This is a genomic window from Azobacteroides sp. (SeqCode), assembly GCF_055395615.1.
Window position 1 is genome coordinate 90,244 of the sequence record NZ_AP014701.1, and the last position, 16,911, is coordinate 107,154.

At 27.8% G+C, this 16,911-nt stretch carries 10 protein-coding genes; 7 read left to right on the top strand and 3 right to left on the bottom strand.

Annotation, left to right across the window (positions count from 1 at the left end; translation table 11 throughout):
- The first annotated feature begins 1,097 nt into the window (after positions 1 to 1,097).
- The 7 genes from ACZ5QM_RS00480 (at position 1,098) to rplS (ending at position 11,662) form a co-directional block, all read left to right on the top strand.
- Complete coding sequence (locus tag ACZ5QM_RS00480) at positions 1,098 to 2,219, top strand: homocitrate synthase/isopropylmalate synthase family protein (protein WP_464182893.1); 1,122 nt, start codon at positions 1,098 to 1,100, stop codon at positions 2,217 to 2,219.
- A 40-nt stretch (positions 2,220 to 2,259) separates the two neighbouring features.
- Entirely contained in the window at positions 2,260 to 3,822 is a 1,563-nt protein-coding gene (locus ACZ5QM_RS00485) for a sigma-54-dependent Fis family transcriptional regulator (RefSeq protein ID WP_464182894.1), read from the top strand.
- A gap of 1,062 nt (positions 3,823 to 4,884) precedes the next feature.
- Positions 4,885 to 6,429: a PBP1 and LysM peptidoglycan-binding domain-containing protein gene (locus ACZ5QM_RS00490; RefSeq protein WP_464182895.1), complete on the top strand. Its 1,545-nt coding sequence runs from the start codon at positions 4,885 to 4,887 to the stop codon at positions 6,427 to 6,429.
- A 32-nt stretch (positions 6,430 to 6,461) separates the two neighbouring features.
- Positions 6,462 to 7,829, top strand: coding sequence for a UDP-N-acetylmuramoyl-L-alanine--D-glutamate ligase (gene murD / locus ACZ5QM_RS00495; RefSeq protein WP_464182896.1), 1,368 nt, complete (start codon positions 6,462 to 6,464; stop codon positions 7,827 to 7,829).
- A 2-nt stretch (positions 7,830 to 7,831) separates the two neighbouring features.
- Complete coding sequence (locus ACZ5QM_RS00500; protein ID WP_464182897.1) at positions 7,832 to 9,022, top strand: FtsW/RodA/SpoVE family cell cycle protein; 1,191 nt, start codon at positions 7,832 to 7,834, stop codon at positions 9,020 to 9,022.
- Positions 9,023 to 10,289: 1,267 nt separating this feature from the next.
- On the top strand, positions 10,290 to 11,183 hold the full coding sequence (locus ACZ5QM_RS00505; protein ID WP_464182898.1) for a radical SAM protein: 894 nt from the start codon (positions 10,290 to 10,292) through the stop codon (positions 11,181 to 11,183).
- A gap of 125 nt (positions 11,184 to 11,308) precedes the next feature.
- Positions 11,309 to 11,662, top strand: coding sequence for a 50S ribosomal protein L19 (gene rplS / locus ACZ5QM_RS00510; protein ID WP_464182900.1), 354 nt, complete (start codon positions 11,309 to 11,311; stop codon positions 11,660 to 11,662).
- A gap of 1 nt (position 11,663) precedes the next feature.
- On the opposite strand, the gene mutS is transcribed toward rplS, so the two are convergent.
- The 3 genes from mutS to ACZ5QM_RS00525 all read right to left on the bottom strand — a co-directional run bounded on the left by mutS (position 11,664) and on the right by ACZ5QM_RS00525 (position 16,636).
- Positions 11,664 to 14,300 (bottom strand): DNA mismatch repair protein MutS, encoded by a 2,637-nt coding sequence (mutS, locus tag ACZ5QM_RS00515; protein ID WP_464182901.1) that lies wholly within the window; start codon positions 14,298 to 14,300, stop codon positions 11,664 to 11,666.
- A 939-nt stretch (positions 14,301 to 15,239) separates the two neighbouring features.
- The gene (locus tag ACZ5QM_RS00520; RefSeq protein ID WP_464182903.1) at positions 15,240 to 15,761 is read right to left on the bottom strand and encodes a KdsC family phosphatase; all 522 of its coding nucleotides are present in this window, start codon (positions 15,759 to 15,761) and stop codon (positions 15,240 to 15,242) included.
- 26 nt (positions 15,762 to 15,787) lie between these two features.
- Positions 15,788 to 16,636 carry a mechanosensitive ion channel family protein gene (locus ACZ5QM_RS00525; RefSeq protein WP_464182904.1) on the bottom strand — a complete coding sequence of 283 codons (849 nt, stop codon included), beginning with the start codon at positions 16,634 to 16,636 and terminating at the stop codon, positions 15,788 to 15,790.
- Positions 16,637 to 16,911: the final 275 nt, after the last annotated feature.

Sequence of the window (16,911 nt, forward strand, 5' to 3'; positions counted from 1 at the left end):
TATCTAAAGATTCCCCGAGTGAATACTGTAAGTATAAATAATAATATTGGAAATAAATAGTAGTTTTAACCAAATATTTTTACTTCTAAACATAGGGAAAAAATGCAACTTGGATTGTAATATGAATATTTCATGTCAATAAATAAATTGAGTATTAATTGTAATCACTCTTGTACTTATTCTAAGAAATATTACATCAAAGTGAATTCCATTTTGATGATAGCTTTGTACTGTAATATTTCTTAGAAGATTGAGATAATGAAAGATTACTTTCTTTACAAGTATCACTATTAATATTAGAGATTTTTATATTTGGTTCTAATAAAATTAGAGCAACAATTCATTTTAATACTGACTTTATAATGATTATATTTATCATTTCATTTGTGTAACTAACAGTAATCTTCTACGTTTATCATTATGTTTTTATTTTATTCCTCATTAACAGCATTGATTATTTTTTTATAGTGTTATTTCTAATTTTTTACATAGACTATAAAAGCACAAGAAAACGAATACTCTATTCAATACTATAAATAATTTTATAGTGCAAGAAACTCACTATTAATTTCTATACTAGCAGTACTACTTATTTGATAGTATAAAACAGAAAAAAAATAATTCAGATAAATTATTCTAATCTTTCTAAATTGGAAAAATTTATGCTCTTGAGTAGAATATCTAATTCTACACTCTTTATTCACTAAAGAGTCATTTAAGTTTAATCATGAATATTTAACCAAACTAAGTATATCTTAAAATGAATATAAATTGTGCCTTTACCTTTTATTTTAAAAGAAATTTTGATTATCTGTTATTTTTTTATTCTGTTATTTATTGGAAAGTAAAATTAATAATGATATGTTTTGAAACAAAGCTTTTAACTAACAAAGAAAAAAAGAATCAAATATAATTTTATTTAATGATTTTCACTTATATCTTTCTAAGAAAAATTATAAGTGAAATGATCTTTAGTATATTAGTAATGTATTGTGTACTGTTTATTCATACTGCTATCTAACTTAGTATCACAAGCAAACCTAGACTATTTTTATTCACAACAGTTGATTGTTAATCAATAGTAATTTATGAACCTTATGAACCATTCTATTTATTTAATAGACTCTACTCTTAGGGATGGAGAACAAGCTCCTAATGTTGTTTTTCTACCAAAGGAAAAAATTCGTTTAGCACAAATGCTCAGTGAAATAGGGATAGATGAAATAGAAGTTGGTACATCCGCAATGGGGGAGGATGAGTGTGATATCATACAAGACATTGTACATTTAAATTTAAGACCGATTATCTCTGTTTGGAGTAGAGCAATAAAAAAAGATATAGAACAAGCAAGTACTCTTGGAGCAACAGGGATACATATTGCTTTCCCTTTGTCCAATATTCAGCTACAAGCTATGAATAAAACTTACAATTGGGTAGAAGATACATTTAGTGAAATAATAGAATATGCCAAAAGATTATTTAAACAAGTGAGCGTAGGGATACAGGACGCTTCAAGGTGTCCAACAAAACGTATGTTCCAATTTATTGATATGTCAGAGAATTATGGTATTTTTCGAATACGGTTTGCCGATACTATCGGAATTTTAACTCCTATTCAAACAATTAAAATTGTTCAAACTATTAAAAAAGAAAAACCTAATATAAATATAGACTTTCATGCACATAATGATTTTGGTATGGCTACTGCAAATGCTCTTACTGCATATCAAATTGGTGCAGATTCTTTATCTGTAACTGTTAATGGATTAGGTGAACGAGCAGGAAATGCTGCTTTAGAAGAAATTTTAATGGCTTTAAGGCAAATAAATGGAGAAACAAAATATAATCTCTCTGCTTTATTTAATTTATGTCGATACGTATCAACTATCTCTGGACGTCCTTTATTGGATGGAAAAGCTATCTCTGGACGATTTGCAGTAAGTCATGAATCTGGAGTACATACTCGAGCTGTTCTATCAAATATATTAACATTTCAGCCTTTCGACGGAAATATTATCGGACGAGAGAGTTATTCTATTTTATTTGGAAAACATTCTGGTAAGGGAGCAATCATTAATTTATTAAAAAAACAAAGTATAGAAATAGAAGAAAGTAAGATACCGTTACTTATAAAAAAAATAAAGAGTATAGCTAATGTTCTTAAGAGAAGTTTATCACCTGAAGAAGTTGTAGATTTATACTTAAAAAATGTATTTTAATTAAGTTTGTAACTTAGTAGATTTTTATAGTAGTTTGCGTATGATTTGTGATAGGAGAGAAAAAAAATACTGTACTGAAGCTGATTTGACGTTTCTATCTGATACAAGTGGGTTATTAAACGAAAATGGATATCCTAAGGATGTTCTAGAAAAGCTTTTAAAAAATCTTTGTAGTTTTTTAAAGGCTTCGGTAGGTATGATTACTTTGCATGACAATCTTTCTGGTATGCTGATGACGAGTGTTTCTTATGGTTTGACCATCAAAGAAAAGATGAAGGCAACTTATCAAACAGGCGAGGGTATTATTGGCCGAGTAGCAGTGACAAGAGAGCCAGCGATTGTTTTTGATATTGCAAAAGATAGTATTTTTCTCAATAAAGCAGGTGTTGTTACTAAAGACAAACCAATAGCTTTTTTATGTATTCCTGTTATTAATAAAAGTGAAATGATAGGAACACTTTCTATACATAAAACAAACGATGGGAAAATAGATTTTTCTTACGAAATAAAGTTCCTAACAATTGTTGGATCTCTTATTGGCAAACATATCTCTGTACGTCATCAACATATTGGAAAATTAGACGAATTGAGTCAAAAAAAACAACGATTACAATCGTTTGAAAAACCTTTTCGTCCTGATAATATGGCTGGTAACTCTGCTTTGATGAGAGAACTATATGAACTTGTTGATCGAGTAGCACCGACTAATAGTACTGTAATAATTCGTGGTGAAAGTGGAGTTGGAAAAGAATTAATAGCCGAAGCTATTCATAGTGCATCAACTCGTATTAAAAAACCTTTTTTAAGAGTGAATTGTTCAGCTTTACCCGAAAATTTAATTGAAAATGAATTATTCGGACACGAAAAAGGAGCTTTTACTGGGGCTGATAAGCAACGTATTGGACGATTTGAATTGGCAAATGGAGGTACTATTTTTCTTGACGAAATAGCAGATATTCCTTCTTCTATTCAAGTAAAACTATTACGTGTATTGCAACAAAAACAATTTGAACGTATTGGTGGAACTCAAACTATTCAAACAGATGTTCGTATTATTACTGCAACCAATCGTAATTTGGAAAAAATGCTACAGAATAATGTATTCCGAGAAGATTTGTATTATCGTATTCATGTTTTTCCAATTTATGTTCCTGCACTTCGTGAACGAAGATCTGATATAACTATTCTTACAGACTATTTTATCCGAAAAATTAATAAACGAAATCAAACAAATATCAAACGTATTACAAGTGGTGCGTTAGATATGTTGATGATATATTCTTGGCCAGGTAATGTTCGTGAGTTAGAAAATGTTATAGAACGAGCAATGATTTTAACTACTGATGATGTAATTCATTCTTATAATTTACCTCCTTCTTTACAAACAAGTGTTTCATCCGATACGATGAGAGTGGGACGTTTAGATTTTGTATTAGGTAAAGTAGAAAAGCAAATGATTATAGATACATTAATAGCTAGCAAAGGTAGTATAACCAAATCTGCTTTCCAATTAGGAATTAGTGAAAGAGTTATGGGGTTACGGATCAAAAAGTATAACATAAATGTTCATAATTACAAACATTTATCTAATGATAACAGTTAAAGATAATCGGATACAATTGTATCAATATTAACCATTTGTAAACTATAACATTACTGATTAATACTTATATTTTTTGGGATGAAGTTGTGGGAGGAATCTAGTAAAATTGAAATGGCTTTATCTAATGTTCACTCTAATGTTCTTAAATACATTAAACTTAGTATTATAATTGGAGTCTTTCCATTTAAATGAAACAATTTTATAATTAAGGGTCTTTGTCATTGTCTAAAGTTTAAAATATTTTCTTCGAAAATATTTTTTCCGAGAAAAATCCTAAGATTATGAAAGACTAATAATACATCAAGGTTATTCATTTTTTAATAGATTTGAACTTGGAAAATATTTGGCAGAGTATATTTTTCTACTAAATATAAAAAATGAGTACTTTCTATATTTAGTAGAAAGTCAGATAGCGATTCTATCCTTGAGTAAAAATGAAAACATGAAAAGGAAAATAATTATTACTTCTAATTTTTTTCAATAAGAAGAATTATCTATTTATTTCAATTTGGACTAAAGTAAAATTTCTAAAATTAATCGGTTACAAACAGTCAATATTATGTTTTTTTCAAAATCGAAGTATATATTACAATGACATAGTTTATTATTCCCTCCATTAGCCTGAATTTTTGTTTCAAATTTAAAAAGCAAATACAATAATTGTTTGTAACAGATTGTATCTAAATTATCTATTAAAATAACTGATAGATAATGTTGTGTTCTAAAGGATTTAATCAGAAAGTGAAATTTTAGTCTGTATTAAAATACAGCTATCGAAGTTCATTTATTAGTTCCTAATTTTTTTGTGGAGTTTATTTCTATCATCCAAAATGATAAATTATTAGACTTTTTAAGTATTAGACACTAATGTTACCAATTTTATTGCAAATAGTTTTAATACCTATCAATTTGTTTTGTCAAACAAAAAAATAAGTATCGATGAATTTTCAATCATGAAATAGATGATATATTTTTAATATAATAATTTTAGAAAATTATCTTAGATTACGGTAAGGTATGGTTATACTTCGTACAAATACTTAAAAAAAGAGAATAGTGCTTATGTCTATATTGAAAAGAATTTTTACTCTTTTATTGTTTGTATTTCTTTTTTACAATGTAAAATCTGACCAATCGTTTTGTGCAAACTCTGTGTTTTTTACAAAAAAAACAGACTATTTTCAACATACTGTTAAACAAGGAGAGACGATTCATTCCATTTCTAAAATGTATGGTGTTTCTATAAAGGATATTTATTATTTAAATCCTGGGAGTGAAATAAGTATTAAAGTAGGGAGTCAATTAAAAATTCTAAAAAAAATGAATTCATTTTTTTATCATACTATTCATCAAAATGAAACTCTGTATTCAATTTTAAAAAAATATCAAATAAAAAAAGAAGATATTTTAAGAGTCAACCCAGAATTATCTATTAAAACATTCACCATCGGAAAAGTTATCTGTATTCCATATAATAAGGAAAATATTGCTATAGACAATTATACTAACGTATCTAAAAAAAAAGATACGATTAAGGTTGCTTTATTATTGCCTTTCGGATTAAAAGATAAAACACATAAAAGTACTACATGCAAACGCATGTTAGAGTATTACGAAGGTTTATTAATTGCATTAAGAGATATTAAGGCAAAAGGGATTTCAGTTGAGTTACAAATTTTTGATATTAGTTCAGAACTAAATTTATTACAGAACATATTTAATAATCCTTGTGTACAAAATGTAAATTTAATTATTGGAGGGTTGACAAAAAAACAAATTAAACTTATTTCTAATTTTAGTGACAAATACAATATACCTTATGTCATTCCTTTTACTTCCAAAAGTGATGAACCATTGTTTCATCATAATATCTATCAAATTAATACACCTCAATCGTATCTTTATACTAAAGTGTCTACTGCTTTTTGTTCTAAATATAGAGATGCTAATATTATCTTTTATTCTCCAAATTTTTTAGGTAATAAGATGGATTTCGTGAATATTATTCAAAAAGATTTGGAAATAAAAAAAATAACCTACAAAGTTATTGAAGATGTAAATCTAACTCGATCTGAATTGATATCGAAATTAGATAATAATAAAGATAATGTACTAGTTCTTTCCGATGATAGAGAAGACACTTTATTAAAATTAATTTCTCTCTTAAAAACAGTAAGAAATATAAACACTTATTTTTCTATTTCTTTTTTTGGATATCCGACCTGGCAAATTTATAGTGTAAAACACGCTAGAAGTTTTTTCTATCTAAATATTACCTTCTATAGTATTTTCTATGCTGACCCTGTTTCTCAAAATGTCAAATCTTTTTATAGTAATTATCGATATTGGTATTCCAAAGATTTAATTAATAATTATCCGAAATATGGGATGCTTGGGTACGATACCGGAATGTTTTTCATACAATTACTTGATAAGTATAGTACTTCTTTAGCCGAAAATATTAATAACTCGAATTATTCAGGTATTCAAACAAATTTTTACTTTGAAAGATTAAATGATTGTGGTGGGTTTATTAATACTAACTTTTATTGGATAAAATTTAATAAAAATTTTACGACTAGTTTAAACCAAATACCAATAAAATAAAAATATCAGTTTTAAATAATTATTGAGAATAGATGAATAATTTTAATAAAAAATTTATTTCGCGTATAGTTGTACTTGGAGCCAGTGAAAGTGGAACAGGAGCAGCTGTGTTAGCAAAGAAACAAGGTTTTAATACATTTGTTTCTGATATATCTAAAATCAAAAAACCATACAAAGATATTCTAGAGAGATATAATATTATCTATGAAGAGGGGCAACACAATGAAAAAAAAATTCTAAGTGCTAATGAAGTTATCAAAAGTCCAGGTATTTCTAATAAGGTTTCTATTATAAGAAAAATAAAAGAAAGAAATATTCCAGTTATTTCTGAAATAGAATTCGCTGGACGTTATACAAAAGCTAAAACTATTTGTATTACTGGAAGTAATGGTAAGACTACAACTGCCAAGCTTATTTACCATATTCTAAATGCTGCTAAATTTAATGTTGCTCTCGTGGGAAATGTGGGAAAAAGCTTAGCTTTACAAATAGCAGAAAAAGATTGTGATTATTATGTAATTGAATTGAGTAGTTTTCAACTAGATGATATGTATAATTTCAAAGCAGATATAGCTGTCCTATTAAATATCACTCCTGATCATTTGGATTGCTACGAATATAAAATGCAAAATTATATAAATTCCAAAATGCGTATCATTCAAAATCAAAAAAAGAATGATATTTTTATTTATTGGATTGATGACCCAATAATTGTTTGCGAAATTCAGAAAATAAAACCTAATGTTACTTCTTATCCTTTTTCTGAGAAAAAAAAAACAGGAGTAAAAGCATATACAGTAAATAAAAATTTAAGAATAAAAACCATTGATGGAGAATTTTCTATACCATGCCGATATTTAGTCTTGCAGGGAAAACATAATTTATATAATTTTCTTGCTGCCGTAACCGTAGCAAAATTGTTAGATATAAAAAATAAAGTAATCAAATGTTCACTTTCTAGTTTTAAAACAGTAGAGCATCGTATGGAAAAAGTTGCTCGTATAAAAGGTGTTGATTACATTAATGATTCCAAAGCTACTAATGTCAATTCTTGTTTTTATGCTTTACAAAGTGTAAAAACAAGAATTATTTTAATCCTTGGTGGGATAGATAAAGGAAATGATTATTCGGAAATAGAAAAATTAGTTATAAAAAAGTGCAGAGCCTTGATATTTTTAGGTGTTGATAATTTCAAGCTCCACAATTTTTTCGATGGAAAAGTAGATATTATATTTGATACAAATTTTATGCAAAAAGTTGTATCACATGCATATGAAATAGCACAACAAGGAGATACCGTATTACTTTCTCCTTGTTGTGCAAGTTTTGATTTGTTTCAGAGCTATGAAGATAGAGGGAAACAGTTTAAACAGTGTGTCTGTAATCTTTATAATTTGTAATTGTGAATTTTATAAACAAAATATGTAGAGGGGATCGAGTAATATGGATAATATTTCTATTTTTATGTATTATTTCTATTGTAGAAGTATATAGTGCCTCAAGTACCTTAACTTTTCATACTGATTATTGGCAACCTATTTCTCGACATATTACATTTTTATTAATAGGTTGGGGGATAGTTTTGATAATACATTCTATTCCACCTCGATATTTTAGTTTGTTAGGGAGTTTTTTGCCAATTATTTTTGTATTACTACTTGTTACTCGACTTTTAGGTGCTCCTATTAATAATTCACATCGTTGGATAAACATAGTTGGTATTTCTTTTCAACCTTCCGAAATAATTAAATTAAATCTAATAGTATTCACTGCTTTTTTACTAAGTAAAAAAAATTCCAACAATGAAAGTAAAGTTTTCCATTGGATACTTACATCTATGATACTAGTTTGTTCTGTTATTTTTATAGATAACGGTTCTACATCAATTATATTGGCAGGAATAATCTATTTGATGATGTTTATAGGACAAATTTCTATTAGGCGGATGTTAATACTGAGTAGTGAGATCATTCTTTTAGGAGTTGCTTTTCTTTGTATAATAAAATACACCCCTAACAATTTTTTAGATGAAATTTTTCCTCGTATAAGAACATGGGAAGCCCGTTTTACAAATTTTAAAACTGATGTTGATATAAGGAAGTCTAATTTTTCAATAACCGACAAAAATTATCAAGTAGCTCATGCTAATATTGCTATTTCTAATGGAGGAATTGTTGGAAAAGGATTAGGTAATAGTAATGAAAGAGATTTCCTTCCTCAAGCTTATTCTGATTTCATTTATGCAATTATTATTGAGGAAGTTGGATTAATAGGAGGATTATGGATTCTTTTACTTTACATTATTTTTTTTGTAAGAGTTGGTGTAATAGCTAAATGTTCTCAAAAACCATTCTCTGCTTTTATGATTATGGGAATTGCTTTAGAATTAGTTACGCAAGCATTAGCCAATATGGCCGTAACTGTAAATTTAATACCTGTTACAGGGCAAACATTACCATTAATTAGTCGTGGTGGAACTTCCACCCTTATTAGTTGTATTTATTTTGGAATAATATTGAGTGTAAGTCGTTATGAAACGGCTCAAGGTATAGAACAAGAAAAAATAATAGCTCATTTATATACAAAAAAATAATTTTTTTCTTTTTATTCATATGCAATTAATTACTTATAGAATAAAAACTAAAATTTCTTTCAAAGAAAAGTCTCTTCAAATGTTGCACACTATCCAATTGATTTTTGTAGTAGTTATTTTCATACAATTGACTATTACATTCTCGACCCAATTTTAGTTTTAAAAATTCAAGAATAGTAATTTCAACTACTATTTACACATACTTCTTTTTCTTCTAGGTAAACTGCACTAATATACTTTAACAAGCTTCATACAATACCTAATAAAATGATTAGATACTAATCTAATCATTAACTGCAATTAATAGTTAACTACTGGTAGGCTTTTTCTATTATATTTAAAATATTCTTTCCTTATAAATAGCTTAAATAATTTTGCTATCTCTATATTTTTTTAAAAATTATCAAAGCAAATGACAATTAAGATTAACAGTATTGTCACAGAACAAGTATTCAGCATTGTTTTTCAATTTGTTAATCATAGCATATTTCGTATGAAAATTTCTTGAATGTAATTTTACAATTATATACTGATGTTATACCTTTCATAAGTATCCTTCTTAGTGTATTTGCATAATTTTTTTATTGCTGAAATATAATATTTTCTAATTTCTAGATTAATTAAATTAATATGAAAATTTACACTATTAGAATAATATAGTCGAATAACTATTTATTCAAAGCAGAATAAGAAAATATACTGTATAGAATCAGTAGAAATGCTAATCTAAATCCTATTATTTGTATAATTTATATTTTTTAAAACTCTTACCCAATTGATTAATATCAATAGTATATATTACACAACACAGTGCCTAAATAAATAGACTATATTGATTAATTAATTAATAAAAACTACGATTTTTTCCTCCTGACTCTATGAAATTCTTAAGAGAGGGTTATCATTATATAATTATTTACTTAATCGATCTTCTAGCATCCTTCTCATAATTATACAATCATTATAAAACATTCGTAATAGATAATTTATAGAAAAGATACTAGCATAGTCATAACTGTAGCAATATAATTCGTAGAAATAGCACTTAAATTACACTCATAATAATTATTTAAGATAGACTTGTAACTTTAATTCAGAATTATTTACTTACATTGCGAGTGAATAAAGAGGACTTTCTAGAGATTAGCATAAAAACTATCAAACTTTTCAGTATTAAAAGATTCAATTTCTTTTAAAGAAGAATTGAAAAATATTGATAGACAACAACAATGCATCTAATACTAATATAATATTCTTTTTACTATTGATGTATTCATTATTTTACCTTTTGAAGTGGTTTGTAAATATCCGTTTTTTAGGAAAAAAACAACCATTACAGACAGTTTTATTTATTTCTAATAAATGTAATTTAGCTTGTAAACATTGCTCAATTTATCGATCAAACAATCCAAATATCAAATCATATAAACAAATCAAAGAAGAATTAGAATATTCTTATTATCTAGGATCTAGATTTGTAGATTTTGAAGGAGGAGAACCGACTTTATGGAATGACAAAAAAAAAGATTTAAATAGTCTAATTCGTTTAGCAAAAACTATAGGATTTTATTCTACCACAGTTACTACTAATGCTCAAATACCTTTTCTCAAATTAGAAGCCGATTTCATTTGGGTAAGTTTAGATGGTATAGGTGGGTTTCACGATGATATACGAGGAAAAGGTTCATTTGAACGTTTGCTTAAAAATATTTCAACATCTAATCATCATAAATTAAGTGTTAATATGGTAATTAACTCTCGAAATTATAATTCGGTAGAGGAAACTATAAATTTTGTCAAAAATCATCCGAGTATACGATCTATTTCACTAAATTTTCACACTCCATATATAGGTACGGAACATTTATTTTTAAACTGGAGCAAACGTTCAGAGATTATAGAATTAATTCTCAGAAAAAAAAAAGAAGGGTATCCAATTATGAATTCTGTTTCAGGATTGAAACTTATGAAACAAAACAATTTCAAAAAACAATGTTGGACTTCCAATTTTATTATGCCAGATGGAACACGACTTGCCGAATGCCAAGGGAAAAGAGCAGGTATGTGCAATCAGTGCGGTTTTTCTATGGCAGGAGAAATGAATGCCATTTTTAATCTAAAACCTGACACGATACTTGCTGGAATAAAATTGAGAATTTAAAATTATGATTTTATTTTAATATTTGTATTAATAATAAAATGTTCTTAAATTTGCTCCACTCCTTAGTTCAAACTAAAAAATTTAGTTTAAAAATATTGGAGTTTTTAAAACGTGTCAAGTAGCTCATGGATCCAATTAAAGTAGTAGAGCAAAAATTTACAAACCTGACTAAAAAAACATATCCACTCTTCAAGAGTGGTGATACTGTCACGGTAGCGTATCGCATTAAGGAAGGAAATAAGGAGCGTATCCAACAATATCGAGGGGTAGTAATCAAAATAGTTGGCTATGGGAATTTTAGAAGTTTTACTGTTCGAAAAATTTCTGAAAATATCGGTGTAGAACGTGTTTTTCCTATGAATTCGCCATTCATAGATAGTATCATACTAAATAAAGTCGGAAAGGTAAGACGATCTAAACTTTATTATTTGCGTAAATTGACCGGAAAAAAAGCAAGGATTAAAGAGAAAAGAATATAAATTAACGTAAAAGGTTATTTTTGGTTCTATCTTTCTTTGTAATCTGCTTTATATCGTTCAATTTATTCAGAGCTTCCATAGGTGTTAAATTGTCAATATCTAAATGTATTAAATCGTCTCGAATTTGTAAAAGTATGGAATAATCCAGCTGAGGAAAATTCAACTGATAGCTTCCATTATCTTCGACAAGTTGCTCTTTGGAAGGAACAATTCGTTTTTTTTGATTATTCACTTCCAACTGAAAAAGAATCTCATTTCCTCTTTGAATAACACGTTTAGGCATTCCTGCCATTTTTGCAACATGAATGCCAAAACTATGTTCGCTGCCTCCTTTTACTAATTTTCGTAAAAAAATGACTTTATTGTTTATTTCTTTCACTGAAATATTGTAATTTTTTATCCTCTTGAAATATTTCTCCATTTCGTTTAATTCGTGATAATGAGTAGCGAAAAGAACCTTAGGATACATTAGAGAATGTTCGTGAATATATTCTACAATAGACCAAGCAATAGAAATTCCATCATATGTAGAAGTTCCACGTCCTAATTCATCAAAAATTATTAAACTCCTATCAGAAAGATTGTTAAGTATGTCAGCTGCTTCATTCATTTCTACCATAAAAGTAGATTCCCCTATGGAAATATTATCGCTAGCTCCCACACGTGCAAAAATCTTATCTACCAATCCTATTTTAGCTAAATCTGCAGGAACAAAAGAGCCAATTTGAGCCATTAAAGTAATCAAAGCAGTCTGACGCAACAGAGCTGATTTTCCTGCCATATTGGGTCCAGTAATAATAATAATTTGTTGCTTATCATTATCTAAGTAAATATCGTTAGGAACATATGATTCACCAGGTGGAAGTTGAGTTTCTACAACCGGATGCCGTCCGTTTTTAATATTAATAATTTTACTCTCGTCTATTTGAGGGCGAACATATCGATTTTTCTCGGCAATTTTAGAAAAAGACAACAAACAATCTATTTGTGCAACAAGGTAAGAATTAGTTTGAATAGGAATAATATATTTTGACAACTCCAATACAAGACTGTTAAAAATATAAGTTTCCATTTCAACAATTTTGTCTTCTGCTCTCAATATTTTTTCCTCATATATTTTGAGTTCCTCTGTAATATAACGTTCTGCATGAACTAATGTTTGTTTACGAATCCAACTAGAGGGAATCTTATTTTTGTGAGAATGTCGAACTTCTATATAGTAACCAAATATATTATTATATCCTATTTTTAGAGAAGATATTCCCGTTTCAGAAATTTCTCTTTGTTGTATTTTTAATAGATAATTTTTTCCAGAATTAATAATTTGTCTTAAGTCATCTAGCTCTTTATTTACTCCTTCAGCTATTACATTCCCCTTATTTAATAAAATTGGTGGATCTATAGATAATTCTATCTGTATCTTCTCTTTGATTTTAGAACAAAGGTTCAATTGCTCTCCAATTTGTTTTAAACTTATTATAGAACAGTCCAAACATATTTCTTTAATTGGAATAATAGCATCTAAAGCAATCTTAATTTGAGTAACTTCATAGGGATTTACTTTTCCAACAGATACTTTAGAAATAAGACGTTCCAAATCACCTATTCGATTTAGTTCTTGTTCCAAAAGTACCCTTATAGAAGGATATCTGAAAAAATACTCTACTATGGAGAGACGTTCTTCAATTCGTTCAATCTTTTTAAGTGGAAATACTATCCATTTTCTTAACATCCTAGCTCCTGGAGGCGTAATAGTTTTATCTAAAATATCCAATAGTGATAGTCCACCCTCATTCATTACACCCAATAGTTCCAAACTACGAACAGTGAATTTATCCAAACGTACATATTGTTCTTCTTCAATTCTAGTAAGGGAAAGAATATGATTTGTTTGTGTATGCTGTGTTAAGTCCAAATAATGTAAAATAGCTCCTGCAGCAATAATCCCATTTGGTAAGTGCTGTATTCCAAAGCCCTTCAGATTTTTTGTTTCAAATTGTTTATACAAACGATCTTTCGCAGTATCTTCTGTAAAGACCCAGTCCTCCATCTCAAAGGTTAACAGTTTGTCTCCAAAAAAATCTTTAAATATTTTTAATTTATTTCGTTCTAAGAGTACTTCTTTAGGAGAAAAAAAATCGAATAATTTATCTATATAGCTACTACTACCTTCTGTAGTAAGGAATTCACCAGTAGAAATGTCAAGAAATGCCGTTCCACAAATATTTTTACCAAAATGTACAGCAGATAGAAAATTATTTTCTTTAAGATTTAGTATACTATCATTAACAGAAACACCTGGGGTAACTAATTCAGTAACACCTCTTTTGACTATTTGCTTAGTTGCTTTAGCATCTTCAAGTTGGTCACAAATGGCCACTCTCTTTCCAGCTCGTATTAATTTAGGTAAATAAGTATCTAATGCATGGTACGGGAACCCAGCTAATTTTACCATTTGACACGATCCATTAGCTTTATGAGTTAAGGTAATGCCCAATATTTCCGATGTAACAATAGCATCATTTGCAAAAGTTTCATAAAAATCTCCTACACGAAACAATAAAATTGTCTCCGGATATTTTGATTTTATTTCAAAATATTGCCTCATCAACGGAGTTTCTATAATCATTTTAGACATAACATAGCTTGAACATATACATACGAACTACACTTTTTAAAATTTTCATAAAGTATCTCTACCAAAAAATTTCTTAACACTATAAAAAGCATCATTCAATACCTCATCCAAAATACCCATAGTCAGTACTGCAAGTACCAGTCCTGTCTATAAATCTGATTAGTTCTATTATGTATATAAACATCCTAGAGCTTCTCCTTTTATATTGATAAGGTATTGAAACTAACAAAAGAGACTGTATAAATATTCTCTGTTTTTTACGAAACAGAGAATATTTATACAGTCTCTTTTGTTAGTTATCAATCATAAGCAAATAATCGTATCAGTTAAAACTAACAATGTATCACTCATATATTCCTTATAAATTTTTACCTTAGTTTGAGCAGAACAACCCAAAATTTCCTCCTACAAGAAAAAACACTCCAGATATCACTAAACAAAATCTTGATAAGATTTTCCATCCAGTCCTGAAGAAGCAAAGAACTCAAAATTATCTTATATCAAATTTTTAGTATACTAATTTTAAACAAAACAAACTCAATTCTCTGACTACGTCATTTATTAAGTTTCTATTTTCACCTCTTATCTAAATCTAGATAAATCCTTACCCACTAAGTTAATTATTTTCCTCATATATTTTGAGTATTTAGTATAAAATCTTATCAATTTATCTAATTCAGTGAAATTTTAGATATACTCAATAATAAAATATAGTTCATTCTATATACGATAGAATTCAGAGCAGTACAGTAAATTTAAATTTTATTTTTTATAAAGCATAGAATTAGAATGCCCGTGACATTGCTGTTGCAAACAGCAATGTCTGCGTGATAATTATTAACCTATATAACTAATCTATAATTACTAACTTACCAACAAAATTGATAATATCAACATGTATTATTTTTTTTCATTTTCACTAACTAATATCAAAATTATTTACCAACCAAAAGCATTACCTCTCATCCATTTATCTTGTGCTTTCAATACTTGTTCAATAATATCTCTCCCAACTCCTTGTCCACCACTACAATGAGAAATATATTTTGCAATAGATTTAATTTCAAAAACTGCATTAGCAGGACAAGCTGGAAGTCCTACTACTTGCATAATTTCATAATCCGGAATATCATCTCCCACATAGCAAACTTCTTCAGGGTAAAGTTTATTTTTTTGAAGAAAATTGTCAAAATCAGTTAGTTTACGAACTGATTTTAAATATATATGTTGAAACCCCAATGAATTAAATCGTTTAAATATTGCTGAACTATCCCCACCAGTAATAATTCCCATTCTAAACCCTTGTTTAGCTGCCAACTGCATAGCATACCCATCTTTCGTATTGATGATACGCATAGGTTCTCCACTTGGGTGTAAAGGAATACTATCTGGAGATAGTACTCCATCTACATCAAAAACAAAAGCTTTTATTTTTTTTAAATCATAAAAAATATTACTCATGGAGTAAGAAAATAGGGAGGAATTTTTTATTTTTCTCTTTTTTGTTCTTGATAAACAGTAAGTTTCGAAAAAGAACTACTAATATTATTCATTGCAAAATTTTTATAAATAGCTTCGTTAATGCTAAAATAAACAGGAAAATAATTTTCCAATAACAGCCAAGCAAATACCCAAATATCCACAGAACTATTATTGAATTCTTTCAAGACAACAGAAGGAGCAGGTTGAGTAAAAATTCTGTCATCAGCAGCAAGAATTTCTAATACAATTTGCTTTACTTTATCATAATTATTGCCATAAGCAATACAAAATGTCCAATCTATTCTCCTTTTACTTTGATCACTATAATTAATAATTATATTAGAACTTAACCCACTATTTGGAATGAAAATAGTACGGTTATCCAATGTAATTATCACTGTATTGAAAATTTGAATGTCTTTTACTATACCTTCTTGTCCTTGAACCAAAATATAATCACCTACCTTATATGGACGAAAAAATAATATTATTACCCCACCAGAAAAATTTTGAAGTATTCCACTTAATGCCATACCAAAGGCTACACCAATAGATGCTAGTAAAGCAACAAAAGAACTTTTATTGATTCCTAAAATATTGACAATTAATAATAACAATATTACAATAAAAAGAATATTTATCAGACTTTTGAAAAAAGAAATAACAGAAGAATCGAATTTTTTGTTGTTCATTATTTTACCAATAAATTGATCTAAATAATGGATTATTCTGCGCCCTATAATATAAATAATGATACACCCAATTGTCTTTAACCCAAAAGAAAAAACTTCTCTTAGTAAATAGTCAAATAATTTTATCCATGAATTTGTTCTCAGAAAAATGTCTTTTACCACTTGCCTAGATTAAAAATAGTTGTGATCCCAAAATTACGAAAAATATGCATATTAAAATACAAATTTAGAAAATTAAAACACTCTATAATTATGTGCTTATTAACTGTACAACGTAATACTTAACAAGTAAATAAAAAATAATAATTAATGACTATTATTAAGTAAAACAATATATTAGGTTCAAATATAATATTTGTGCTATCTTTACAACGATGAAAAGTGAAAAAGTACCAATGCACAGATATTGATCTGTGTAGTCAACTACTATGATTATG

Bases quoted from the DNA above. Each gene is read 5' to 3' on its own strand.
- ACZ5QM_RS00485 (WP_464182894.1), top strand. From the start codon at position 2,260: ATGATTTGTGATAGGAGAGAAAAAAAATACTGTACTGAAGCTGATTTG.
- mutS (WP_464182901.1), bottom strand. From the start codon at position 14,300: ATGTCTAAAATGATTATAGAAACTCCGTTGATGAGGCAATATTTTGAA.
- ACZ5QM_RS00480 (WP_464182893.1), top strand. From the start codon at position 1,098: ATGAACCATTCTATTTATTTAATAGACTCTACTCTTAGGGATGGAGAA.
- rplS (WP_464182900.1), top strand. From the start codon at position 11,309: ATGGATCCAATTAAAGTAGTAGAGCAAAAATTTACAAACCTGACTAAA.
- ACZ5QM_RS00490 (WP_464182895.1), top strand. From the start codon at position 4,885: ATGTCTATATTGAAAAGAATTTTTACTCTTTTATTGTTTGTATTTCTT.
- ACZ5QM_RS00520 (WP_464182903.1), bottom strand. From the start codon at position 15,761: ATGAGTAATATTTTTTATGATTTAAAAAAAATAAAAGCTTTTGTTTTT.
- murD (WP_464182896.1), top strand. From the start codon at position 6,462: ATGAATAATTTTAATAAAAAATTTATTTCGCGTATAGTTGTACTTGGA.
- ACZ5QM_RS00505 (WP_464182898.1), top strand. From the start codon at position 10,290: ATGTATTCATTATTTTACCTTTTGAAGTGGTTTGTAAATATCCGTTTT.